Genomic DNA, 21,789 nt, shown 5'->3' on the forward strand with positions numbered 1-21,789 from the left:
AGGCGCTGATAAACGCAAAGCGCCGGGATTTCAAGTCATCAGTTTCGAGAAGTTGAAAATTCCTTCGGCGCGGTGTGGCCGGCTCGCGACGTGAGACCGAGGCGGGCGCGCGCGGCGTCGTACTCGCTCTCCCACCGGTCGACCAATCGGGCGACCGTACTGACCTCACAAACGGCGCCGATGCCCTGTCCGCAGCCCCAGATGTCCTTCCAGGCCTTGGCCCCGTCCGTTGCCTTGCCGAAATCCATCTTCGACGGGTCGGCCTCCGGCAGGCTGTCCGGATCCATGCCGGCGGCGCGGATCGAGGCCTTGAGGTAGTTGCCGTGAATGCCGGTGAAGTAGTTGGAATAGACGATATCGGCGGCGTTGCCGTCGACGATCGCCTGCTTGTAGGCATCGCTGGCCCGGGCTTCCTCGGTGGCGATGAAGGGCGAGCCGATATAGGCCATGTCGGCGCCCATCGCCTCCGCCGCGAGGATGGCGTCACCGCTGGCGATTGCGCCCGAGAGCAGCAGCGGCCCGTCGAACCAGGCGCGGATTTCCTGGATCAGTGCGAAGGGCGAGAGCGTCCCGGCATGGCCGCCGGCGCCGGCGGCAACCGCAATCAGACCGTCGGCCCCCTTGCGGATCGCCGAGTTCGCATGGCGGTTGTTGATGACGTCGTGCAGCACGATGCCGCCATAGGAGTGGATCGCAGCGTTGACCTCCGGCACCGCGCCGAGCGAGGAGATGACGATCGGCACCTTGTACTTGACGCAAAGCATCAGGTCCTGTTCGAGCCGGGTGTTCGACTTGTGGACGATCTGGTTGACGGCAAAAGGGGCCGCCGGCCGCTCGGGATGCTGGCGGTCGTGGTCGGCGAGTGTTTCGATGATCTCGGCAAGCCATTCGTCGAGTTGTGCCTGCGGACGGGCGTTCAGTGCCGGGAACGCACCGATGACGCCCGCCTTGCATTGCGCAATCGTCAGCTTGGGATGCGAGACGATGAAGAGCGGCGCGCCGACAACCGGCAGTCTCGTCGTTCCGGCAAGAATGGGCGGCAACGGCATCAGCTCTCTCCATCACAATTTTTGACGTTTGCGTAAACGTCAATGTAGATAGCAGCAAAGGCCGTGCTTGCAAAGAGAGGTTTTCCGCCCCGCATTTTGACGGGTCAAGGGGCCTTTTCCCCGTGCAAGACCCGGCCGCAGCGCCGCCGGACTTGCAGATTCCGAAAGCAGCGGTTACCCAATCGTTAATAAAACCAACGGCGTGCCGCGGGAAGAGGCGGGGCGCCTTCCGATACTTGCCCGTTGGGCGCGAAGGCTTCTGTGTGCAAAAGGATTTGATGTGAGCGGACTCGAGACGGCGATCAGGAATGCACTGGAACGCTCGGAGCGGAGCAATGCGGAAGTCCGCGCGCGGATCTATCAGTCGGCCCGCCAGGCGCTGGAAAACGGCCTGAAGAAGCAGGAGATCGAGGACCCGGAAATCATCGCCAACCAGCGCCATCGGCTGGAGGCGGTCATTCACGCCATCGAGACGGAGGAGCGCACGGCGCTGAAGGCGCGCGCCGTGACGCCGGTGGTGAGCCTCGCAGAGGTCAAGAGCAATGCCGACGCCGGCGGGCGGCTCTCAGCCGACCCGGCCGCCAACGTGCGGCAGGAGCCGGGTTTTCAGGCGGAGGCGCGTCTGGCCGGAGACGGTGGCCTCAGTGCGCTCGGAGGCCTGCGCCCGGAGCGCGACGGCCCCTCCACGCAGGTGGTCACCGGTGGCGGAAAATCCGTCGAGGCGGCGAGGTCCGGTTCGGTCGCCCCCGATCTCGGCGTCACCGACAAGCGTCCCCGCAAGCGCAGGCGCGGCCGGCTTCTCTCCTTCGTCATGGTTGTGGCGACCCTGGCTGCCGCCGTCGGCGCGGGCGTCTGGTGGGTTCAGACCAATGAGCTGTTGAAATCACCCGCCGAGCGCGACACCAATGTCGCCAATCCGCCGGCCGTCGTCGAGACCGAGGACTTCCCCGGCGCGGCCGGCTTGCCGACGCTCGGCGCGCAGGAGGGCTTTTCCGACGACTGGATCGAGATTTTCACGCCGACGGACACGGCGGCCGTCACGCCTGGCGCCCGCGCCACGGCCGAACCGTTCGACGACGACGGCGGCGAACGCATCCGGCTGGCGTCGGCGGCCGGGTCGAAGGAGGGCGAGGTGGCAATCGACATTCCCGCCGATGTGCTTGCCCAGCTCTCCGGTAAGTCCTCGACGCTGGCCCTGAGCGTCCAGGCGCTGCCGGGAAAGACGACGGAGTTCTCCGTCGAATGTGATTTCGGGGCACTCGGCGCCTGCGGTCGTCATCGCTTCACCGCGCATGACGAGCGCGTCGACATGCTGTTCAAGATCAGCTTCGGAGATCGTGCTGCGCCGGGCAGTTCCGGAAAGCTGCTGATCAACAGCGATGTCAGCGGCGCCGGCAACAGCCTGGATCTCTATGCGATCCGCGTGCTGCCGGGGCAATGATCGGCCGCCGGGCCTGGTTTACCTGAGGAAGCCGGGGCCGGAGCCGACGATTTTGTCGTCCACCTTGCCGATCGCCGCCTTGTCCTTGCCGTCATAGTCGAGCTTCGTCAGCATGTGGCGGATCAGGTTGATCCTGGCGCGGCGCTTGTCATTGCCGCGGATGACGGTCCAGGGTGCATGGTCCGTATGCGTTTCCTTCAGCATTCGGTCGCGCTTCTTGGTGTAGTCGTCCCATTTCCCCAGCGCCGCTATGTCCATCGGCGACAGCTTCCAGACCTTCAGCGGATCATGCCGCCGGTCGTGAAACCGCTTCAGTTGCATTTCCCGGCCGATGCTTAGCCAGAACTTGAAGAGCTGGATGTCTTCGTTGACGATCATCTTCTCGAAACGCGGTGCTTCCTTGACAAAATGCTCGTACTGTTCCGGCGTGCAGAAGCCCATCACCGGCTCCACGCCGGCCCGGTTGTACCAGGAACGGTCGAAGAGAACGAATTCGCCGGCTGTCGGAAAAGTCGAGACATAGCGCTGGAAATACCATTGGCCCCGTTCGGTCTCGGTGGGCTTGGTGAGCGCCACGATCCGTGCCGAACGAGGGTTCATATAGGCCATCGTCGCATGGATCGCGCCGCCCTTGCCGGCCGCATCGCGCCCCTCGAAGACGGCCATGACCCGCTTGCCGGTCGCCTGCATCCAGAACTGCACCTTGACGAGTTCGATCTGCAGCTTCGTCAGCGTTTCCTCGTACTCTTCCTCATCGAGTTTTTTCTCGTAGGGGTAGTCGTCGGAGGAAAAGGCTTCGTCATCGATCCATTTCGGCAGTTCCGGATTGTCGATGTCGAAGACCCGTGTCTTGCCGCCAATATCGAGCTCGACCGCCCGGCTTCCGGGTGCGCCCGCAGTCGGCATCTGTTCGAGAGCCATGTGATCTCCTCCCGCTGATGTGAATTCACTACCGCGCCGTGCGTCGGTTCAGGCACGCAAGCGTCGTAAGCACCTCGCTCGCTGCATGTCCTTTGTCCTTACATTGATTGGGATTTAAGAAAACATGCGATGGAGGAGGCCACAATTACATTGCAGATTCAAGCATGTCGTGAAAATCATGTCACGAAGCGCCGCTATCTCTGACCTTGTGGCCGGCGCGGTCGGCTGGAACGCTTGAGGCGATTCCAACCCAAGCCGCTCCACCTTCGCGGGTATTCGCCACGCTTGCATCACGTGATGTGCAATTCCTCATGGTTCGGGAGGCGGCAAATTGGACAGCGAGGGTATCGTCTTGGATGGCGCGAAAGTGTTCTGGCAGGGCCTCAAGCCGAAGCTGAAGGCAGAGCGCTGGATTCTCGGCCTCTCGATCCTGCTTGCCGTCCTCGCCGCCCTCGCGGGTATTCATGTGCTGGCGGTCATTGCTTTCTGGCTCGTTCTCGTGGCGGCGCTTCTCAAACGAACTGGGCCCTCGGCAGCGCCTGTGCCAGCAGCGGCGCCGACGGTCATGGAGACGCAGACGGACGCGCTGATGCCCGTGCTGAACGCGCTCGATATGCCGGTTCTCGTCATCGCCACGGATGAAACCGTCCTTTTCCAGAATACTGCCGCCGAGAAGGTCTTTGGCGCGATCCCCCCGGAAAGCTACCTTTCGGCGCGCGTTCGCTCCCCCGGAATCCTCGACATGGTGCGCGAGACCATCGCCACGGGCAAGGTCAATCAGATCGAGCATGCGGAACGTTTGCCTTCGGATGCCGTCTATGTCGTCCGCGTTGCCCCGGCGGATATCGGCGGCGAGGCCCCCAGCGGGCGGATCTTCCTGCTGACCTATCGCGATATCTCGCAGACCCGCCGCATCGACCGGATGCGATCCGACTTCGTGGCCAATGCCAGCCACGAACTGCGTACCCCGCTCGCCTCGCTCCGCGGCTTCATCGAGACGCTGCAAGGGCCGGCAAAGAACGACGCGAAGGCGCAGGAGAGATTCTTCGGCATCATGCACGAGCAGGCGACCCGCATGAGCCGCCTCGTCGATGATCTGCTGTCCCTTTCGCGGCTGGAGCTGAAGTCGCACATCGCTCCCGAAGACCCGGTCGATCTGGTGCCGCTGCTCGGACATGTGCGCGACAGCCTGCAGCTGCTGGCAAGCGATCTCGATGTGACGATCTCGCTCGAGGTGCCCGCTGAGCCTGTCGTCGTCCGAGGCGATCGCGATGAATTGATCGAGGTCTTCGAGAATCTCGTCGAGAACGCCTGCAAATATGGGCAGGAAGGCAAGAAGGTCGAGGTGCGGCTGACCGGCGGCGAGGGCAGCCAGGCAGAGGTCTCGGTCACCGACCATGGGCCGGGCATCCCGGCCGAGCATGTGCCGCGAATTACCGAACGTTTTTACCGGGTTAACGTCGAAGCGAGCCGGTCCAAGAAGGGGACTGGCCTTGGCCTCGCGATCGTCAAGCACATCCTGACCCGCCACCGGGCCCGCCTGCTCATCCATTCCGAGGTCGGCAAGGGCACCGTCTTCACGGTCCGCTTCTGACATAAAAGCGGGTAGACGGCTGCGTCTGTTCGGGATATCGAAGCATCTTCAAAGACATAGGCTGTCATAAATGTTTCACGGAAATGACATAAAAGCTGTGGCCATCGGCGGCTAACTAGGGCAGCCGATCAAACGGCGAAGAGAGCGCTGATCGCTAGCGCACCAACACGAGCCCATTCCGGGAGAACATCAATGAACATTCTTAAACTCAGTGTAGCGGCGCTGGTTGCCTCCGCCGCATTCGCGGGCGCTGCTGTGGCTCGCGACCAGATCCAGGTCGCTGGCTCCTCGACCGTTCTTCCCTACGCCAAGATCGTCGCTGAAAGCTTCGGCGAGGCGTTCCCGAACTTCAAGACCCCGGTCGTCGAATCCGGCGGCTCTTCCGCCGGCCTGAAGGAATTCTGCAAGGGCGTCGGCGAAGACACGATCGACATCGCCAACTCCTCGCGCAAGATCAAGGACAGCGAGATCGAGGCCTGCAAGGCAGCCGGCGTGACCGAGATCCAGGAAGTCAAGATCGGTTACGACGGCATCGTCTTCGCGACCGACGCGGGCAATGCCGATATCGCGCTGAAGCCGGAGCACCTCTACAAGGCGCTCGCCGCTGAGATCGTCGTCGACGGCAAGCTCGCTGCCAACCCCTATAAGAAGTGGTCGGAAGTCGACGCTTCGCTGCCGGATGCCGAAATCGCCGCCTACATCCCGGGTCAGAAGCATGGTACGCGCGAAGTCTTCGAAGAGAAGATCCTCGCTGCGGGCTGCAAGGCTTCCGGCGCTCAGGACGTCATCAAGGCTGCCGTCAGCGATGAAAAGCAGCAGCACAGCAAGTGCGTTGCCGTGCGCAAGGACGGCCTGGCGGTCGACATTGACGGCGATTACACCGAGACGCTCGCCCGCATCGCTTCCAACAAGAGCGGCATCGGCGTCTTCGGCCTGTCGTTCTACGAAAACAACGCCGACAAGCTGAAGGTCGCGACCGTCAACGGCATCGTACCGTCGACCGAGACGATCGCCTCCGGCGAGTACCCGGTTTCCCGTCCGCTGTTCTTCTACGTCAAGAAGGCGCATCTCGGCGTCATCCCGGGCCTCAAGGAATATGTCGAGTTCTTTGTCGACGACCAGATGATCGGCCCCGACAGCCCGCTCGCCGAATACGGCCTGGTTGCCGCTCCGGATGCCGAGCGCGAAGAAATTCGCAAGACCTTCGAAGCCGGCAATCTGCTCTGATCAAGACTGGATCCCGGTGCAGCTTTCCGCTGCGCCGGGACCTTGCATAATTTGGATTTTTTGGCGGCCCTGCCGTGGAGACGTGCCGATGAGCACCTCGCTTCTTCTCCTGATCATCGCTTTAATTGGTTTTGTTGCCTATTTTGCCGGCCGCGCCCGTTCGCTTGCCGAGTCCGGCAACAAGCTTGCCACCTTGCATTCGCTGCCGGGCTACCATGGCAGCTATGTCGCCATCGGGGCGGTGCTGCCCGCGGTCCTGGTGCTTGCCGCATGGCTGATCGCCTCGCCTCTTTATGTTGATTCCACCGTTCGCTCGGCGCTGCCCGATACGGTCCAGGGTCAGGGCGACGCAGCAGTCCAGCTCGCGCTCGGCCAGGTGAAGGCGGTCGCCACGGGGCTTAACCGCCTCGACGCGGCGGAAGTCGAGGCGGTCAAGACCGGTTCGGCCAATCTGCGCGAGACGCTAGCCGCCAAGGGCGTGGCGCTTGCCGGTGAAGGCGAGCCGTACATGGTCGAGGCGGCTGAGCAGTTCAATACGATGCGCGGCTACAGCCGCTGGCTGATGAGCGCCGCCGTGCTGCTCGTCGCCGTCGCCGGCGGCCTCTATGCAATCCGCAACGTTACCACCCGCTTTCGCGCCCGCAACCAGGTTGAGCGCGTTATGCTCGGCTCGCTTGTCGTCGCTTCGTCGATCGCCATCCTGACGACGATCGGCATCATCGGCTCGATGTTGTCGGAAGCCGGTCGCTTCTTCAGCATGGTCTCGCCGATGGAGTTCTTCTTCGGCACGGTTTGGGATCCGCGCTTCGCCGCGGCAGGCAGCGAAGGCGCCTCCGGCCAGTTCGGCCTGCTGCCGCTTCTCGGCGGCACGCTCTATATCGCCTTCGTCGCCATGCTGTTTGCTGTGCCGATCGGCCTGTTCGCCGCCATCTACATGGCCGAGTATGCCAGTCCGCGGCTGCGGTCGATCGCGAAGCCGCTCCTGGAGGTGCTAGCCGGCATCCCGACGATCGTCTACGGCTTCTTCGCGCTCGTCACCGTAGGTCCGTTCCTGCGCGACATCTCCACGCAGCTGAACGGTCTTATCACCGGCAACTACCAGAATTTCATTCAGGCGCAGAGCGTGCTGACCGCCGGCATCGTCATGGGCATCATGCTCATTCCGTTCGTCTCGTCGCTGTCGGACGACATCATCACGCAGGTGCCGCGGGCGCTGCGCGACGGTTCGCTCGGGCTCGGCGCGACGCGCTCGGAGACGGTCAAGAAGGTCATTCTTCCCGCCGCCCTTCCCGGCATCGTCGGAGCGCTGCTGCTGACCGCCTCGCGCGCGGTCGGCGAGACGATGATCGTCGTGCTTGCCGCCGGCGTCGCCGCGCGCATGCAGCTCGACCCCTTCGAACCGATGACGACGGTGACGGTCAAGATCGTCCACCAGCTGACCGGCGACCTGGAGTTCACCTCGCCGCAGACGCTGGTCGCCTTCGCGCTCGGCATCACGCTCTTCGTCATCACGCTCTGCCTCAACATCTATGCGCTCTACATCGTGCGCAAATATCGGGAACAGTACGAATGACCGACGTTGCTTCTCCCACGGTAAGGGTCTCGACCCGTCCCGCCGAAAGCCGCCGCGACATCGGCATCAAGCGCCGCTACGCCGCCGAGCGCCGGTTCCGCGCCTATGGCATCAGCGCCATCGTCATCGGCCTGTTCTTCCTGGCGGTCCTTGTCTGGAGTGTTGTTTCGAAAGGCTACACGGCCTTCCAGCAGACGACGATCACGCTGCCGATCGAGTTTTCCGAAAAGGTGATCGACCCGAAGAACGAGCGGGCGACCGATACGAAGCAGTTGATGACGGCCAACTATCCGGTCCTCGTTCGCGACGCCCTGGTCAAGCAGCTGGGCATCGACCCGAAGAAGCGGCCGCTGGTGAAACAGGCGAACGACATGGTCTCCGACAGCGTCCGCACGCAACTGCGAGACATCGTCGTTGCTGATCCTTCGGTGATCGGCAAGACGATCCCGGTGACGCTGCTCGCCGACGCGAACATCGATTCGGCATTCAAGGGACAGATCGACCTCAAGGTCGAAGAATCGAAGCGCAAGGTTAAGGACCAGCAGGTCGCCTGGATGAACCAGCTGGCCGAGGCCGGCGTGCTGAAGAAGAGCTTCAACACTGGCATTTTCGCGTTCGGCGCATCGAGCCGTCCGGAAGCGGCCGGCGTCGGTGTGGCGCTGGTCGGATCCGCCTATATGATGCTGATCGTCCTGGTCCTGTCGCTGCCCATCGGCGTCGCCGCTTCGATCTATCTCGAGGAGTTCGCGCCGAAGAACCGGTTGACCGACCTTATAGAGGTCAACATCAACAATCTCGCCGCCGTGCCTTCGATCGTCTATGGCCTTCTCGGTCTCGCCGTCTTCGTGAATTTCGCCGGCATGCCGCGCTCGGCCGCCCTCGTCGGCGGTTTCGTACTGACGCTGATGACCCTGCCGACGATCATCATCGCAACGCGCGCCGCGCTGAAGGCGGTGCCGCCGTCGATCCGTTCGGCCGCGCTCGGCCTCGGCGCCTCGAGGATGCAGACGATCTTCCACCATGTGCTGCCGCTTGCCATGCCCGGCATCCTGACCGGCACGATCATAGGCCTGGCGCACGCCCTCGGCGAGACGGCGCCGCTGCTCCTGATCGGCATGGTCGCCTTCGTCGTCGACTATCCGGGCTCGCCGCTCGAACCGTCCACGGCGCTGCCCGTGCAGATCTACATGTGGGCGAACGAGGCGGAGCGCGCTTTCGTCGAGCGAACCTCGGGGGCGATCATCATCCTCTTGATCTTCCTCGTCATCATGAACCTCGGCGCAATTCTGTTGCGGCGTCGCTTTGAGCGTCGCTGGTAGTGGGGTAAGGACTATGAACATCATGTCGGAAGCTGCAGTCGAAAAGGCTCTGGACCAGAAAATGAACACGGTGCCCTTGAAGATGATCGGCAAGGATGTGTCGGTCTATTACGGCGAGAAGCGCGCGCTCTTCGACGTCAACCTGAATATCCGCGAGAATACCGTGACGGCGCTCATCGGTCCTTCCGGATGCGGCAAGTCGACCTTCCTGCGCACCCTCAACCGGATGAACGACACGATCGAGAATTGCCGCGTCACCGGCCGGATCACCCTCGACGAGGACGATATCTACGATCCGTCGATCGACGTGGTGGAACTGCGCGCCCGCGTCGGCATGGTGTTCCAGAAGCCCAATCCATTCCCGAAGTCGATCTATGAGAACGTTTCCTACGGGCCGCGCATCCACGGCCTTGCCCGCACGAAAGCCGATTTCGACGAGATCGTCGAAACGAGCCTGCAGAAGGCGGGCCTGTGGAATGAGGTGAAGGACCGCCTGCAGGAGCCGGGGACGGGTCTTTCCGGCGGCCAGCAGCAGCGTCTCTGCATCGCCCGCGCCGTCGCCGTCAGCCCGGAAGTGATCCTCATGGACGAGCCATGTTCCGCCCTTGATCCGATCGCCACGGCCAAGGTCGAAGAGCTCATTCACGAGCTGCGCGCCAATTTCACCATCGTCATCGTGACCCACTCGATGCAGCAGGCGGCCCGCGTCTCGCAGCGCACCGCCATGTTCCACCTCGGCAATCTCGTCGAGGAGAACGATACCGACAAGATGTTCACCAATCCGGACGACCAGCGCACCCAGGACTACATCATGGGCCGGTTCGGCTAAGGCGAGTTGCGGGTCGGGGGCCTTCCGGCCGCCTCCCGCATGCCTGCTGACGTCCCTTCGAGAACAGCGCGCCCGAGGAAACGCATATGACCCACGCACACATCACGTCCGCATTCGACGAAGAACTGAAATATCTGACCCGCCGGATTTCGGAGATGGGCGGCCTCGCCGAGCAGATGGTAGCGGACTCCGTCCGGGCTCTGGTGAACTCCGACCTGGCGCTTGCCCAGAAGGTCATCTCCGACGATGCGATCCTGGACGATGCCGAGCGGCAGATCGGCGAGAAGGCGATCGTCACCATCGCCAAGCGCCAGCCGATGGCCGCGGATCTGCGCGAGATCATGGGCTCGATCCGGATCGCCGCCGATCTGGAGCGTGTCGGCGACCTCGGCAAGAACACTGCCAAGCGCGTCATCGCGGTTGCCGGCTCCGGAATTCCGCGCAAGCTGGCGCGCGGCCTCGAGCACCTCGCCGAGCTTGCCCTGATCCAGCTCAAGGAGGTCCTCGACGTTTACGCCTCGCGTTCGCCGGAAAAGGCAAACAGCATCCGCGAACGCGACGAGGAGATCGACGCGATTTACACCTCGTTGTTCCGCGAGCTGTTGACCTACATGATGGAGGATCCGCGCAACATCACGCCCTGCACGCATCTTCTTTTCTGCGCCAAGAACATTGAGCGTATCGGCGACCACGCCACCAATATCGCCGAAACGATCTACTACATGGCGACGGGCGCCCAGCCGCAGGGCGAGCGCCCGAAGGACGACATGACGTCGACGCTTGGATCCGTCACCGACTGAGGGTCGGACACCCGCCAATCATGAATCTAGGCAAGGAGTCGTAACTGAATGTTGCCGAAGATAGCCGTTGTCGAGGACGAGGAAGCGCTCAGCGTGCTGCTGCGCTACAATCTTGAGGCTGAGGGCTTCGAGGTCGATACGATCTTTCGCGGCGACGAAGCGGAGATCCGCCTGCAGGAGCGCTTGCCCGACCTTTTGATCCTCGACTGGATGCTGCCCGGCGTCTCCGGCATCGAGCTTTGCCGCCGTCTCCGGCAGCGCCCGGAGACCGAGCGGCTGCCGATCATCATGCTGACGGCGCGCGGCGAGGAAAGCGAGCGGGTGCGAGGCCTTGCGACCGGTGCCGACGACTACGTCGTCAAGCCGTTCTCGACGCCGGAGCTGATGGCGCGGGTCAAGGCGATGCTCCGGCGGGCGAAGCCTGAAGTGCTGTCGACGGTGCTTCGCTGCGGCGACATTGAGCTCGATCGCGAAACCCATCGCGTGCATCGTCGCAGCCGCGAAGTGAGGCTCGGCCCGACGGAGTTCCGGCTCCTGGAGTTCCTGATGGCCTCGCCAGGCCGCGTCTTCTCCCGCTCGCAGCTGCTCGACGGCGTCTGGGGGCACGACATCTATGTCGACGAGCGAACGGTCGACGTCCATGTCGGCCGGCTGCGCAAGGCTTTGAATTTCTCCAATATGCCCGATGTGATCAGGACGGTGCGCGGGGCCGGCTATTCGCTGGAAAGCTGACGCTTGCGCGGCTCTTCCGGCGTTCCAAAGAGTTAGGGGCCCGACGGGCCCCTTCATGCTTTCTTCGTTACTGCTCCGACCGATCAGCGCGCGCGCCGCCGCTCGGCCGAGGGCTGGTAGGCGAGGCGAGCGTGGTAGCTGCAATAGGGGGAGGATTCCGGCGAGTCGTTGCCGCAGAAGTGGAATTCTTCCTTGAGCGGGTCGCCGATCGGCCATTTGCAGGTCCGCTCGGTCAGCTGGGTGAGTTCCAGCCGGCGCGACATCGGGACGACGATGTTGGTGTCGAGTGCGAGATCCTGCTCCGCCACCAAATCGACAGCGACCTCTTCCTTGAGCACGGCCGTGCCGGCAGCGCGGGTAACCGTCCGGGTCACGGCGCGTGCCGCGTAGTTCGGGGCGCGGGGCGCCGAAGTCGTCCGCTTAGGACGAGCCGCCGCGGTCGCTCCGCCGGCCTTGGCGCGGCCTGGCAGGCTCAACCGATGAACCTTGCCGATCACCGCGTTACGGCTGACGCCTCCCAGCTGCGCCGCGATCTGACTCGCGCTTAGTCCCTCCGACCACAGCTTCTTCAGCTTTTCAACCCGCTCGTCAGTCCAGTTCATGTCTGCACTCCCCGTTCTCAGCGTTTGGGATGGCAGAATCCATCACCGTCCTCCGGAAAAACCCCGGAGTTACAACGCGATAACTATTTTGGTGACTAGGTCCGCCGCATGCGTCTAGTAATTGAATATTAACCTACCGACAGGGTGACTCCGTGGCAAGAGTCGCCGGAATCGCGCCGAATCGATTTCGCAGTTTTCCCCAACTTGCTGTCGGATAGTTGCATTTTTGCAAGCCCCGCATCGGGATTTTTTCGCAGCGCGGAATCCGGACCGGCGCGACTGTTGCAAGCCTTGGTTTTGTTGACATTGCGCCGCGATATGGGAATAGTGCCTGCGCCGCCGAAAGGCGGCATTTTTGATTTTTGTCGGGCCGATACGTCCGACAGCGATGCCGATGACGAAGGAGACGCTGATCATGGCCGCAACAACGCCGCTCTACGACACCTATCTGCGTGCGCCGTTGCGTTTCGAGCGAGGCGAGGGCGTCTGGCTGATTGCCGAAGACGGCACCCGCTATCTCGACTTTGCAGCCGGCGTCGCGGTCAATTCGCTCGGCCATGCCCATCCTCATCTCGTCGAAGCGCTGAAAGCTCAGGCCGAGAAGCTCTGGCATGTGTCCAATCTCTACGACGTTCCCGGCCAGGAAAGCCTGGCGCGGCGGCTGACGGCGGTTACCTTCGCCGATCGGGTGTTCTTCACCAATTCCGGTGCCGAAGCGCTCGAATGTGCGATCAAGACGGCGCGCCGCTATCATTTCGCCAAGGGCCATCCGGAGCGGTTCCACGTCATCACCTTCGAAGGCGCTTTCCACGGCCGCACCATCGCGACGATCGCAGCCGGCGGCCAGCAGAAATACATCGAAGGGTTCGGGCCGAAGGCCCCGGGCTTCTATCAGGTGCCGTTCGGCGACATCGCCGCCGTCAAGACCGCGATCAACGACGAGACTGCTGCAATCCTGGTCGAGCCGATCCAGGGCGAGGGCGGCATTCGCCTCGCCTCGAAAGAGTTCATGCAGGAACTGCGCGCGCTCTGCGACGAGTTCGGCCTGCTCCTGATCCTCGACGAGGTCCAGTGCGGCGTCGGCCGCACCGGCAAGCTCTTCGCGCATGAATGGTCGGGCATCAAGCCGGACATCATGGCCGTCGCCAAGGGCATTGGCGGCGGCTTCCCGCTCGGCGCCTGCCTGGCGACCGAGGCGGCGGCCGCCGGCATGGTGGCCGGCACCCACGGCTCGACCTATGGCGGCAATCCGCTGGCGATGGCGGTCGGTAATGCGGTGCTCGACGTCGTCCTCGCCGATGGCTTCCTGGAGAATGTCCGCGACGTGGCGCTCGTCTTTCGTCAGGGGCTTGCCTCGCTCAAGGATCGCTTCCCCGACGTGATCGAGGAGATCCGCGGTGACGGCCTGATGCTCGGTATCAAGGCAAAGGTGCCTTCCGCCGACTTCCTGAAGACGATCCGCGTCGAGAAGCTGCTTGCCGTGCCGGCCGGCGAGAACGTGCTGCGGCTGTTGCCCCCGTTGATCACCACGGCCGCCGAAGCGCGCGAGGGGCTGGCACGACTCGAGCGTGCCGCCGAGGCGGTGCACGCCAAGAGCGGAACGGCCGCGGCGTGAGTCGCGACGAACGGTCGATTACCGGTTTATGACAGGAACTACAGCATTATGACTGCCACCAGACACTTTCTCGATCTCTCGGCAATGACGGCGACCGACCTGCGCACGATCATCGACGATGCCCGCGCACGAAAGACGGCGACCAAGGCCGGAACCGCCGAGAAGCCGCTTGCCGGCAAGATGCTGGCGATGATCTTCGAAAAGCCGTCGACCCGCACCCGCGTTTCCTTCGATGTCGGCATGCGGCAGCTCGGCGGCGAGACGCTGTTCCTGTCGGGTACCGAAATGCAGCTCGGCCGCGCCGAGGCGATCGGCGACACCGCCAAGGTGCTGTCGCGCTATGTCGATGCGATCATGATCCGCACGACCGATCATCGCCGGCTTCTGGAGTTGGCCGAGCACGCCACCGTTCCGGTCATCAACGGGCTGACCGACGACACGCATCCTTGCCAGATCATGGCGGACATCATGACCTTCGAGGAGCATCGCGGGCCGGTCAAGGGAAAGACGATCGCCTGGGCGGGCGACGGCAACAACGTGCTTCACTCGTTGATCGAAGGCTCGGCGCGCTTCGGCTACCGGATGAACATGGCCGTGCCGCTCGGCTCCGAACCGCAGGACAAGTTCCTGAACTGGGCACGCAACAATGGCGGCGAAATCCTGCTCTGCCATGAGGCGGAACAGGCCGTTGCCGGCGCCCATTGCATCGTCACCGACACCTGGGTGTCGATGAATCAGGAGCATCGCGCCCGCGGGCACAACGTCTTCCAGCCCTACCAGGTCAACGCGGCGCTGATGAAGCACGCGGCCCCGGAGGCATTGTTCATGCATTGCCTGCCGGCGCATCGCGGCGAGGAAGTCACCGACGAGGTCATCGACGGCCCGCAGTCGGTCGTCTTCGACGAGGCCGAGAACCGGCTGCACGCTCAGAAGTCGATCCTCGCCTGGTGCCTGGGTGCCGTCTGACGGGACCGTTCGAGGGCAGGCCGGGCTATTGAAATCGGAGAGCGCTGACACAATCTAGGCGATGTGCGGGAGAGTTCGGCCGCTGCGCCGTTTCTCGCCACAGCGCGTTTCTACGGATCCGCCGCATACGGGGCGCTTCCGGAGCCGCGCTTGCCTGCTGGACAAATCGGTCCATGCCGGGATCAAATAGGATAAGCGGCAGTTAGAGACGGAGTGCGTCGATCGGCGCTCTCGATGTCACGGGCAATGCACGGTGTCATGCGACCGTTGCGTCTCTCGATTGAGACGCAGCGATGCAAAGGAACGGCAAAGGGTGTGCGCGGCTTGCCGCTTGCACCCGCAGGATTGAAGTTCGATCACGGCGAAGTCGGGTTGCTCGATCGCTGTGATTCATGCAAGGAGCAAACGATGACAGAGACAGCACCGGGACTTGGCGAGTTCGATTTTGCCGGTGACGACCACGTCGTTCCCTTTCAGGTAGAGGGCCTCGACGTCCGCGGCCGAGCCGTGCAGCTCGGCCCGATGCTCGACGCGATCCTCGAGCGGCACAGCTATCCGCTGCCGGTGGCGCGGCTGGTTGCCGAAACCGTCGTGCTGACGGTCCTGCTCGGTACCTCGCTCAAGTTCGAGGGGAAGTTGATCGTCCAAACCCAGGGCGATGGGCCGGTCGACCTCGTCGTCGCCGATTTCTCCACCCCGGACCGGGTTCGCGCCTATGCGCGCTACGACGAGGAGGCGCTTGCCGCCGCCGAGAAGGGCGGCCGCGCGCAGCCCCACGAACTGCTCGGCAACGGCATCCTTGCCTTCACGATCGACCAGGGCGCCCATACCCAGCGCTACCAGGGCATCGTCGCGCTCGATGGGGCGACACTCGAAGAGATCGCCGCGGTCTATTTCCGCCAGTCGGAACAGATACCGACCAAGGTTCGCTTGGCCGTCGCCGAACTGCTCGACCGGGACGAAAACGGCAAGCCGCGGCATCGCTGGCGCGCCGGCGGCATGGTGGCGCAGTTCCTGCCCGAGGCGTCCGAGCGCATGCGCCAGCCGGATCTGCCCGGCGGCGATGGCGATGACGGCGACGCCAGCCTGCTCTTCGAGGAAGACGATCTCTGGGCCGAGGCCAAGGTGATGGTCGAGACCATCGATACCGACGAGCTGACCGATCCCACCGTCGGCACCGAGCGGCTGCTTTATCGTCTGTTCCATGAGCGGGGCGTGCGCGTCTACCAGCCGCAGGCTGTCTACGATCGCTGCAGCTGCTCGCGCGACAAGATACGCGAGGTCCTGGACGGGCTGAGCCAGGAGGATATCGAGCACAGCATCGAGGACGGGGAGATCAAGGTCACCTGCGAGTTCTGCTCCACAGACTACCGCTTCGAGGCGAGCGAGGTGCGATCTCAATAAAGGCGGACGGCTAGTTCAGCGTCCGCACCAGTCCGGGAGAATCGAGCGAAAAGGCGGGGATGGCAACATTGAAGGTCTCCCCGCCCTCGGCCTCCATGCTGTAGTGGCCGAACATGACGCCGGAGGGGGTGTCGAGCGGGCAGCCGGAGGAATATTCGTAGGTGTCGCCGGGATTGAGAAGCGGCTGCTCGCCGATGACGCCTGGACCGCTCACCTCGTCCACCTGGCCGTTCTCGTCGGTGATGTGCCAGTAGCGGGTCATCAGCCGAACCGCGATTTCGGAATGGTTCGATATGACGATGCGGTAGCCCCAGACATAGCGGCTATCATCCGGATCCGATTGTTCTTCGAGATAGTACGGCTCCACCGTGACCTCTATGTCGCGTGTCAGCGCACGGTACATGTTCGACATCCTGTTTCAAAACTGCTCGAGTATCATACAGCGATAAGGTTTCGTGAAGAATAACGGCGGGATTATACGGGTCCTTACGATTTTCGCGCAAGGCAGGGGAACATGCTCGACGGCGCGGCGCGCAGGCATCTCGATCCTATCCTGAACCGGCTTGGCGCCGCACTCGCCAAGCGGGGCTTGAGTGCCGATGCGGTCACGGTCGCCGGCCTTTGTCTTGGATTTGCTGCAGCCGCCCTGATTGCCTTGCACTACTACCTCGCGGGCGCGGCTCTCATTCTCCTGAGCCGCCTCTGCGACGGCCTCGACGGGGCGGTGGCGCGCGCAAGCCGCAAGACCGACTTCGGCGGTTTTCTCGACATCGTCCTCGACTTCGTCTTCTATGGCGCCATCCCGCTCGCCTTCATCGTCGCCGATCCGGCGGCGAACGGTCTTACCGGCGGGCTCTTGCTCTTTGCCTTCTATGTCAACGGCTCGAGCTTCCTCGCCTTCGCCGCGATCGCCGAGAAGCGGGCACTGTCGACCGAGATCCGCGGTGCGAAGTCGATCTATTTCACCACCGGCCTTGCCGAGGCGACCGAGACCATCGCCTTCTTCCTGGCCGCCTGCCTGTTTCCGCACTGGTTCCCGGTGCTGGCGGCGCTCTTCGCGGTCCTCTGCCTTTACACCGCCCTGTCGCGCATCGTTCTCGCGCGTCTCACCTTTCGCGACCAGCCATGAAAAAGCCGCCCGTCGCAGGCCGGGCGGCTGACTCAGCTGAACTTGGACGGTTCAGGCCCCGATCGACTTCAATGCCTTGGCGAAATCCTCGACCAGGTCGTCGCTGTCCTCGATGCCGGCCGAGAAGCGCACCGTGCCGGCCGAGATGCCGAGTTCGGCACGGGCCTCGTCGGTGAGGTTCTTGTGCGTCGTCGTCGCCGGATGGGTGATGAGGCTCTTGGAATCGCCGAGATTGTTGGAAATTCGCACGATATCAAGGGCGTTCTGCAGCGCAAAGGCCGCATCCTTGCCGCCCTTCAGCTCGAAGGCGACCAGCGTCGAGCCGCCGCTCATCTGCTTGGCAATGATATCGGCCTGCGGATGGTCCTTGCGGCCCGGATAGATGACGCGTGCCACCTGCGGCTGCTCGGCGAGGAAGTCGGCGATGCGGCGGGCGTTTTCCGTCTGCTGCTTGACGCGCAGCGGCAGCGTCTCGATGCCCTTGAGCAGCGTCCAGGCGTTGAAGGGCGACATGGCCGGGCCGGTGTGGCGGAAATAGTCGTGCAGGTTCTCGTCGATCCAGGCTTTGTCGGCAAGCACGACGCCGCCGAGGCAGCGGCCCTGGCCGTCGATATGCTTGGTGGCGGAATAGACGACCACATGGGCGCCGAGCTCCAGCGGCTTCTGGAAGAGCGGCGTCGCGAAGACATTATCGACCACGAGCTTGGCGCCGACGTGGTCGGCGAGCTTGGCGACGCCGGCGATGTCGATCACCTCCAGCGTCGGGTTGGTCGGGCTCTCGAGGAAGAAGACCTTGGTGTTCGGGCGCACCGCCTTCTCCCAATTGGCAAGGTCGCGGCCGTCGACCAGCGTGCATTCCACACCGTATTTCGGGGCGAGCGTTTCGACGACCCAGCGGCAGGAGCCGAACAGGGCGCGGGCCGCGACGATGTGGTCACCTGCCTTGACCTGGCAGAGGATCGCCGATGACACCGCCGCCATGCCGGACGCCGTGGCGCGCGCGTCTTCGGCGCCCTCGAGCATGCACATGCGCTTCTCGAACATGTCGTTGGTCGGGCTGCCGTAGCGGGCATAAATGAAGCCGTCGGTCTCGCCCTTGAATCGGGCTTCCGCCGCTTCCGAGCTTTCATAGACGAAGCCCTGTGTCAGGAAGATCGCTTCCGAGGTCTCGCCGTGCTGCGAGCGGGTGGTCCCGCCATGGACGAGTTGGGTTGCCGGGCGCCAGGTCTTGCTCATGCGACGATCACCTTCAAAACAAAAAAACCGGCCGCGAAACGACCGGTTTGACACCCGGCCTTTTTAGCTACTTGTTTAACGTGGCTGCAAGCCGACCGGCCAAATCACCACGGGATAAAGCTTCAAATACTGCCTGGCCGCGCTTGCGTCAATTCCCGGAGTTTGGTTTTGTCTGGCAACTGAGAATGAGGATCGGAATGGGTCGCGACACAGGGATTTTGGCCGACCGCGCGATTGCCGCGCTGTTTGCCACCGGACGTCTGAAGAGCGAGAAGCCGCTGGATGATGACCAGATCCAGCCGGCCAGCCTCGATCTTCGCCTCGGTTCCAAGGCGTTTCGCGTCCGGGCGAGCTTCATGCCGGGACCGGCGCATCTCGTCGCCGACAAGCTCGACCGCCTGAAGCTGCATGTCATCGATCTCAGCGAGGGCGCCGTGCTGGAAACCGGCTGCGTCTATATCGTGCCGCTGATGGAGAGCCTGTCGCTGCCGGAGTCCATGTCCGCCTCCGCCAATCCGAAGAGTTCGACCGGTCGCCTCGACATCTTCACCCGCGTCATCACCGACCGGGCGCAGGAATTCGACAAAATCCCGGCCGGCTACAACGGGCCGCTCTATCTGGAGATCAGCCCGCGGACCTTCCCGATCGTGGTGCGCCGCGGTTCGCGCCTTTCGCAGATCCGTTTCCGTGTCGGCCAGTCGGTTCTTTCCGAGCAGCAGCTGCTGGCGCTTCACGAAAGCGACGTGCTCGTCGCCAGTGAGCGTCCCAACGTCTCCGGCGGCGGCATTGCGCTGTCGATCGACCTCAAGGGCACCGGCCCGGACGGCCTGATCGGTTATCGCGGCAAGCATCACACGTCGGTGGTCGACGTCGACAAGAAGGCGGAGCACGCCGTCTTCGATTTCTGGGAACCGCTCTATAGCCGCGGCCGCGACGACCTGATCCTCGATCCAGACGAATTCTACATCCTCGTGTCCCGCGAGGCGGTCCATGTGCCGCCGCTCTACGCCGCCGAAATGACCCCCTTCGATCCGTTGGTCGGCGAGTTCCGCGTCCATTATGCCGGCTTCTTCGATCCGGGCTTCGGCCACGCCTCGGCCGGCGGCAGCGGCAGCCGCGCAGTACTCGAGGTCCGCAGCCACGAAGTGCCCTTCATCCTCGAACACGGGCAGATCGTCGGCCGGCTGATCTACGAGCACATGCTGGAGCGCCCGGAAGGTCTTTACGGCATCGATCTCGGCTCGAACTATCAGGCGCAGGGTCTCAAGCTTTCCAAGCATTTTCGCGCCGAGTGAGACCAAAGAGCTGGATGATTCACTGCTCCAATCGATAGTGAAATCATCTAGACGCTTGACAGATCGCGGCCGTTGGGGAAATTTCCGCTTCTGATGCGGGTGTAGTTCAGTGGTAGAACGCCAGCTTCCCAAGCTTGATGTCGTCGGTTCGATCCCGATCACCCGCTCCATTTTCCCTTCCTTCCGTATTCGCTCGACAGGCTTGGGAATACGCAGCCGTGCCGGCGGCCTGCCTATGGTCAGCGCTGCAACATCCCGCTAAGTTCCGTTCAATGCTTGGGAATCGGATGGCAATGACGCGCGCATTCTTTCAGAAGTCTATCGGATTGCTGGCGGCCGCGGCCATGCTCGTCGCGTCCGCGGCGAGCGGCGCGCCGAAGGACCTGCCGCTGTTGTTCGATGCCCGCGAGCGCATCGCCAAGCCCGATCTGACAGGCCTGGCGCGGCTGCGTTTTCTCACCACCGTCGATTTCCCGCCGTTCAATTTCATCGATCAGTCGGGCAAGCTTTCGGGATTCCACGTCGATCTCGCCCGGGAAATCTGCCGCGAGCTGGAGATCGAAGCGAAATGCCAGATTCAAGCGGTAACCTATCCCGAACTGATGCCAGCCCTTGAGCAGGGCCAGGGCGAAGCGATCGTCGCCGGCATTGCCGTGACGCCGGAACTGAGGCGGCGCTTCGCATTCTCCAGGGCCTTCATGCAACTGCCGGCCCGTTTCGCCCTCAACAGGAAGAAAGCTGAGGGAGTTCATAGACCGGACGACCTCGTTGGCAAGCCCGTCGGGGCCGTGGCCGGGACGACGCACGAAGCGATGCTGAAGGCCTTCTTTCCGAAGCTCGAGGCAAAGGCTTATCCCGACCGCGAGGCCTTGCTGAACGCATTGCGGGAGGGCGCCGTGACGGCCGCCTTCTCCGATGCCATGCAGCTCTCCTTCTGGGTCTCCGGCAGCGTCGCCGCGGGATGCTGCGCCCTGATGGACGGCGCCTATTTTTCCGAACGCTTCCTGGGCGAGGGCCTGACGATCATGAACCGGACGACCGAGCCCGCTTTGACGCAAGCGATCGACCATGCGCTGCTGGCGCTTTCGCGCAGCGGCAGGCTCGAAGAAATTTACCTGCGCTATTTTCCGAATGGCATCTATTGATGCTGACCGGGCCGGCCTCGGCTGACAAGCAAGAGCCGTGCGCCCATTTTACCCGCGCCGGAACGGCAGCATCAGCGACCACAGGAGCTTTGTCGGCTCGCTGCGTCCAAAGGCCTTCAAGCCGGTCTCGATCCAGTCGTCGCCGCTCGCCGGCCGCGCCACATAGGTCGAAAACAGCCGGTCCCAAAGCGAGAGATTGAAGCCGTAGTTCGAATCCGTTTCCCGCTTTTCGACGGAGTGATGAATGCGGTGCATGTCGGGCGTGACAATCAGCAGCCGCAAGGCCCGGTCAAATTTCGGCGGCAGTCGCAGGTTGGCGTGGTTGAACATCGCGGCGGCATTGAGGACGATTTCGAAGATCAGCACCGAGAGTGCCGGCGCGCCAAGAGCGATGATGACCGCGCTCTTCCAAGCCATCGAAAGCAGAATCTCCAGGGGATGGAAGCGCAACGCCGTCGTGACGTCCACGCCCGGGTCGGCATGATGCACCCGGTGGATGCGCCATAAGATGGGCAGTTTGTGAAACACCACGTGTTCCAGCCAGACGGCGAAATCGAGCGCGACGAACGCCACGAGACCGGCGAGCGGCGCCGCGACGCCAATCGCTGGCAACAGGCCAGCGCCGCGCAAGCCGGTCCAGATCGCGACGCCTGTCGCGGCGGCCGGAAAGACGATGCGCAGCAGCAGGGAGGAGAGCAGAAGAATCGACAGGTTGGTGGCCCAGCGCCGCGCCTTGATGGCCCGCAGCAGTTCCGGCCTTTCAAGCCGGGGATGCAGCAGTTCGAGTGCCGCCAGCGCGGCGAAGACCACCGCAAAGGCACCGAGCCGCCAGACCGGCTCCGCAATCCCGAGGAAAAGCATTTCACCCTCACGCCGATCCTATGGCCGGTCGCTGTAGAACTTTGAATCGCC

General features: G+C 63.3%; 20 protein-coding genes, 1 tRNA gene and 1 riboswitch. Of the genes, 15 read left to right on the top strand and 6 right to left on the bottom strand.

Going from position 1 to position 21,789, the window contains the following annotated elements:
• Positions 1-38: 38 nt before the first annotated feature.
• Positions 39-1,049 carry an NAD(P)H-dependent flavin oxidoreductase gene (locus ATC00_RS09080; RefSeq protein WP_037378313.1) on the bottom strand — a complete coding sequence of 337 codons (1,011 nt, stop codon included), beginning with the start codon at positions 1,047-1,049 and terminating at the stop codon, positions 39-41.
• Between the two features lie 280 nt (positions 1,050-1,329).
• Here ATC00_RS09080 and ATC00_RS09085 point away from each other — a divergent pair, with 280 nt between their 5' ends.
• Positions 1,330-2,490, top strand: a complete 1,161-nt coding sequence (locus tag ATC00_RS09085) for a hypothetical protein (RefSeq protein ID WP_064252580.1) — start codon at positions 1,330-1,332, stop codon at positions 2,488-2,490.
• A gap of 18 nt (positions 2,491-2,508) precedes the next feature.
• Here ATC00_RS09085 and ppk2 read toward each other — a convergent pair whose 3' ends face one another.
• Positions 2,509-3,411, bottom strand: a complete 903-nt coding sequence (gene ppk2, locus ATC00_RS09090; protein ID WP_064252581.1) for a polyphosphate kinase 2 — start codon at positions 3,409-3,411, stop codon at positions 2,509-2,511.
• A 331-nt stretch (positions 3,412-3,742) separates the two neighbouring features.
• On the opposite strand from ppk2, the gene phoR reads away from it, so the two are divergent.
• From phoR to phoB, 7 genes are all read left to right on the top strand, one after another.
• Complete coding sequence (gene phoR, locus ATC00_RS09095; protein ID WP_064252582.1) at positions 3,743-5,005, top strand: phosphate regulon sensor histidine kinase PhoR; 1,263 nt, start codon at positions 3,743-3,745, stop codon at positions 5,003-5,005.
• 192 nt (positions 5,006-5,197) lie between these two features.
• Positions 5,198-6,232: a substrate-binding domain-containing protein gene (locus ATC00_RS09100; protein WP_064252583.1), complete on the top strand. Its 1,035-nt coding sequence runs from the start codon at positions 5,198-5,200 to the stop codon at positions 6,230-6,232.
• 88 nt (positions 6,233-6,320) lie between these two features.
• The gene (gene pstC, locus ATC00_RS09105) at positions 6,321-7,805 is read left to right on the top strand and encodes a phosphate ABC transporter permease subunit PstC (protein WP_064252584.1); all 1,485 of its coding nucleotides are present in this window, start codon (positions 6,321-6,323) and stop codon (positions 7,803-7,805) included.
• Positions 7,802-9,124: a phosphate ABC transporter permease PstA gene (gene pstA, locus ATC00_RS09110; RefSeq protein WP_064252585.1), complete on the top strand. Its 1,323-nt coding sequence runs from the start codon at positions 7,802-7,804 to the stop codon at positions 9,122-9,124. Before pstC ends, pstA begins: the two co-directional genes overlap by 4 nt.
• A 13-nt stretch (positions 9,125-9,137) precedes the next feature.
• Positions 9,138-9,953 (top strand): phosphate ABC transporter ATP-binding protein PstB, encoded by an 816-nt coding sequence (gene pstB, locus ATC00_RS09115; RefSeq protein ID WP_012706734.1) that lies wholly within the window; start codon positions 9,138-9,140, stop codon positions 9,951-9,953.
• A gap of 86 nt (positions 9,954-10,039) precedes the next feature.
• Complete coding sequence (phoU, locus tag ATC00_RS09120; protein WP_037378325.1) at positions 10,040-10,753, top strand: phosphate signaling complex protein PhoU; 714 nt, start codon at positions 10,040-10,042, stop codon at positions 10,751-10,753.
• Between the two features lie 48 nt (positions 10,754-10,801).
• Complete coding sequence (gene phoB, locus ATC00_RS09125; RefSeq protein WP_037378327.1) at positions 10,802-11,485, top strand: phosphate regulon transcriptional regulator PhoB; 684 nt, start codon at positions 10,802-10,804, stop codon at positions 11,483-11,485.
• 83 nt (positions 11,486-11,568) lie between these two features.
• On the opposite strand, the gene ATC00_RS09130 is transcribed toward phoB, so the two are convergent.
• On the bottom strand, positions 11,569-12,087 hold the full coding sequence (locus ATC00_RS09130; protein WP_037378329.1) for a GcrA family cell cycle regulator: 519 nt from the start codon (positions 12,085-12,087) through the stop codon (positions 11,569-11,571).
• A 415-nt stretch (positions 12,088-12,502) separates the two neighbouring features.
• On the opposite strand from ATC00_RS09130, the gene ATC00_RS09135 reads away from it, so the two are divergent.
• The 3 genes from ATC00_RS09135 to ATC00_RS09145 all read left to right on the top strand — a co-directional run bounded on the left by ATC00_RS09135 (position 12,503) and on the right by ATC00_RS09145 (position 16,072).
• A complete protein-coding gene (locus tag ATC00_RS09135; protein WP_037378807.1) occupies positions 12,503-13,702 on the top strand; it encodes an aspartate aminotransferase family protein in 1,200 nt (399 codons plus the stop codon).
• A 48-nt stretch (positions 13,703-13,750) separates the two neighbouring features.
• Entirely contained in the window at positions 13,751-14,668 is a 918-nt protein-coding gene (argF, locus tag ATC00_RS09140) for an ornithine carbamoyltransferase (protein ID WP_037378330.1), read from the top strand.
• Between the two features lie 408 nt (positions 14,669-15,076).
• Positions 15,077-16,072 (top strand): Hsp33 family molecular chaperone, encoded by a 996-nt coding sequence (locus tag ATC00_RS09145; protein ID WP_037378809.1) that lies wholly within the window; start codon positions 15,077-15,079, stop codon positions 16,070-16,072.
• Between the two features lie 10 nt (positions 16,073-16,082).
• Here ATC00_RS09145 and apaG read toward each other — a convergent pair whose 3' ends face one another.
• Entirely contained in the window at positions 16,083-16,475 is a 393-nt protein-coding gene (apaG, locus tag ATC00_RS09150; protein WP_037378812.1) for a Co2+/Mg2+ efflux protein ApaG, read from the bottom strand.
• A gap of 111 nt (positions 16,476-16,586) precedes the next feature.
• Here apaG and ATC00_RS09155 point away from each other — a divergent pair, with 111 nt between their 5' ends.
• On the top strand, positions 16,587-17,201 hold the full coding sequence (locus ATC00_RS09155; RefSeq protein ID WP_037378331.1) for a CDP-alcohol phosphatidyltransferase family protein: 615 nt from the start codon (positions 16,587-16,589) through the stop codon (positions 17,199-17,201).
• A 51-nt stretch (positions 17,202-17,252) separates the two neighbouring features.
• Here the strand turns inward: ATC00_RS09155 and ATC00_RS09160 are convergent, their stop codons facing one another.
• On the bottom strand, positions 17,253-18,437 hold the full coding sequence (locus ATC00_RS09160; protein WP_037378335.1) for an O-succinylhomoserine sulfhydrylase: 1,185 nt from the start codon (positions 18,435-18,437) through the stop codon (positions 17,253-17,255).
• A 42-nt stretch (positions 18,438-18,479) separates the two neighbouring features.
• Positions 18,480-18,558: riboswitch (SAM riboswitch) on the bottom strand.
• 76 nt (positions 18,559-18,634) lie between these two features.
• Here ATC00_RS09160 and ATC00_RS09165 point away from each other — a divergent pair.
• The 3 genes from ATC00_RS09165 to ATC00_RS09175 all read left to right on the top strand — a co-directional run bounded on the left by ATC00_RS09165 (position 18,635) and on the right by ATC00_RS09175 (position 20,877).
• Positions 18,635-19,732 carry a 2'-deoxycytidine 5'-triphosphate deaminase gene (locus tag ATC00_RS09165; RefSeq protein ID WP_037378338.1) on the top strand — a complete coding sequence of 366 codons (1,098 nt, stop codon included), beginning with the start codon at positions 18,635-18,637 and terminating at the stop codon, positions 19,730-19,732.
• Between the two features lie 95 nt (positions 19,733-19,827).
• A tRNA-Gly gene (locus ATC00_RS09170) sits at positions 19,828-19,902 on the top strand.
• Positions 19,903-20,025: 123 nt separating this feature from the next.
• Complete coding sequence (locus tag ATC00_RS09175; RefSeq protein WP_082912189.1) at positions 20,026-20,877, top strand: transporter substrate-binding domain-containing protein; 852 nt, start codon at positions 20,026-20,028, stop codon at positions 20,875-20,877.
• A 48-nt stretch (positions 20,878-20,925) separates the two neighbouring features.
• Here the strand turns inward: ATC00_RS09175 and ATC00_RS09180 are convergent, their stop codons facing one another.
• A complete protein-coding gene (locus tag ATC00_RS09180; protein ID WP_037378342.1) occupies positions 20,926-21,738 on the bottom strand; it encodes a sterol desaturase family protein in 813 nt (270 codons plus the stop codon).
• Between the last annotated feature and the right edge of the window lie 51 nt (positions 21,739-21,789).

The sequence above is a fragment of the Sinorhizobium americanum genome (assembly GCF_001651855.1).
In the GTDB taxonomy this organism is placed as follows: domain Bacteria; phylum Pseudomonadota; class Alphaproteobacteria; order Rhizobiales; family Rhizobiaceae; genus Sinorhizobium; species Sinorhizobium americanum.

What these genes read in the sequence shown, in the direction of transcription:
- ATC00_RS09160 (WP_037378335.1), bottom strand. Translation starts at nt 18,437, where the DNA reads ATGAGCAAGACCTGGCGCCCGGCAACCCAACTCGTCCATGGCGGGACC.
- ATC00_RS09135 (WP_037378807.1), top strand. Translation starts at nt 12,503, where the DNA reads ATGGCCGCAACAACGCCGCTCTACGACACCTATCTGCGTGCGCCGTTG.
- phoB (WP_037378327.1), top strand. Translation starts at nt 10,802, where the DNA reads ATGTTGCCGAAGATAGCCGTTGTCGAGGACGAGGAAGCGCTCAGCGTG.
- pstB (WP_012706734.1), top strand. Translation starts at nt 9,138, where the DNA reads ATGAACATCATGTCGGAAGCTGCAGTCGAAAAGGCTCTGGACCAGAAA.
- phoU (WP_037378325.1), top strand. Translation starts at nt 10,040, where the DNA reads ATGACCCACGCACACATCACGTCCGCATTCGACGAAGAACTGAAATAT.
- ppk2 (WP_064252581.1), bottom strand. Translation starts at nt 3,411, where the DNA reads ATGGCTCTCGAACAGATGCCGACTGCGGGCGCACCCGGAAGCCGGGCG.
- pstA (WP_064252585.1), top strand. Translation starts at nt 7,802, where the DNA reads ATGACCGACGTTGCTTCTCCCACGGTAAGGGTCTCGACCCGTCCCGCC.
- ATC00_RS09165 (WP_037378338.1), top strand. Translation starts at nt 18,635, where the DNA reads ATGGGTCGCGACACAGGGATTTTGGCCGACCGCGCGATTGCCGCGCTG.
- argF (WP_037378330.1), top strand. Translation starts at nt 13,751, where the DNA reads ATGACTGCCACCAGACACTTTCTCGATCTCTCGGCAATGACGGCGACC.
- ATC00_RS09130 (WP_037378329.1), bottom strand. Translation starts at nt 12,087, where the DNA reads ATGAACTGGACTGACGAGCGGGTTGAAAAGCTGAAGAAGCTGTGGTCG.
- ATC00_RS09080 (WP_037378313.1), bottom strand. Translation starts at nt 1,049, where the DNA reads ATGCCGTTGCCGCCCATTCTTGCCGGAACGACGAGACTGCCGGTTGTC.
- pstC (WP_064252584.1), top strand. Translation starts at nt 6,321, where the DNA reads ATGAGCACCTCGCTTCTTCTCCTGATCATCGCTTTAATTGGTTTTGTT.
- ATC00_RS09175 (WP_082912189.1), top strand. Translation starts at nt 20,026, where the DNA reads ATGACGCGCGCATTCTTTCAGAAGTCTATCGGATTGCTGGCGGCCGCG.
- apaG (WP_037378812.1), bottom strand. Translation starts at nt 16,475, where the DNA reads ATGTACCGTGCGCTGACACGCGACATAGAGGTCACGGTGGAGCCGTAC.
- ATC00_RS09145 (WP_037378809.1), top strand. Translation starts at nt 15,077, where the DNA reads ATGACAGAGACAGCACCGGGACTTGGCGAGTTCGATTTTGCCGGTGAC.
- ATC00_RS09155 (WP_037378331.1), top strand. Translation starts at nt 16,587, where the DNA reads ATGCTCGACGGCGCGGCGCGCAGGCATCTCGATCCTATCCTGAACCGG.
- ATC00_RS09180 (WP_037378342.1), bottom strand. Translation starts at nt 21,738, where the DNA reads ATGCTTTTCCTCGGGATTGCGGAGCCGGTCTGGCGGCTCGGTGCCTTT.
- ATC00_RS09100 (WP_064252583.1), top strand. Translation starts at nt 5,198, where the DNA reads ATGAACATTCTTAAACTCAGTGTAGCGGCGCTGGTTGCCTCCGCCGCA.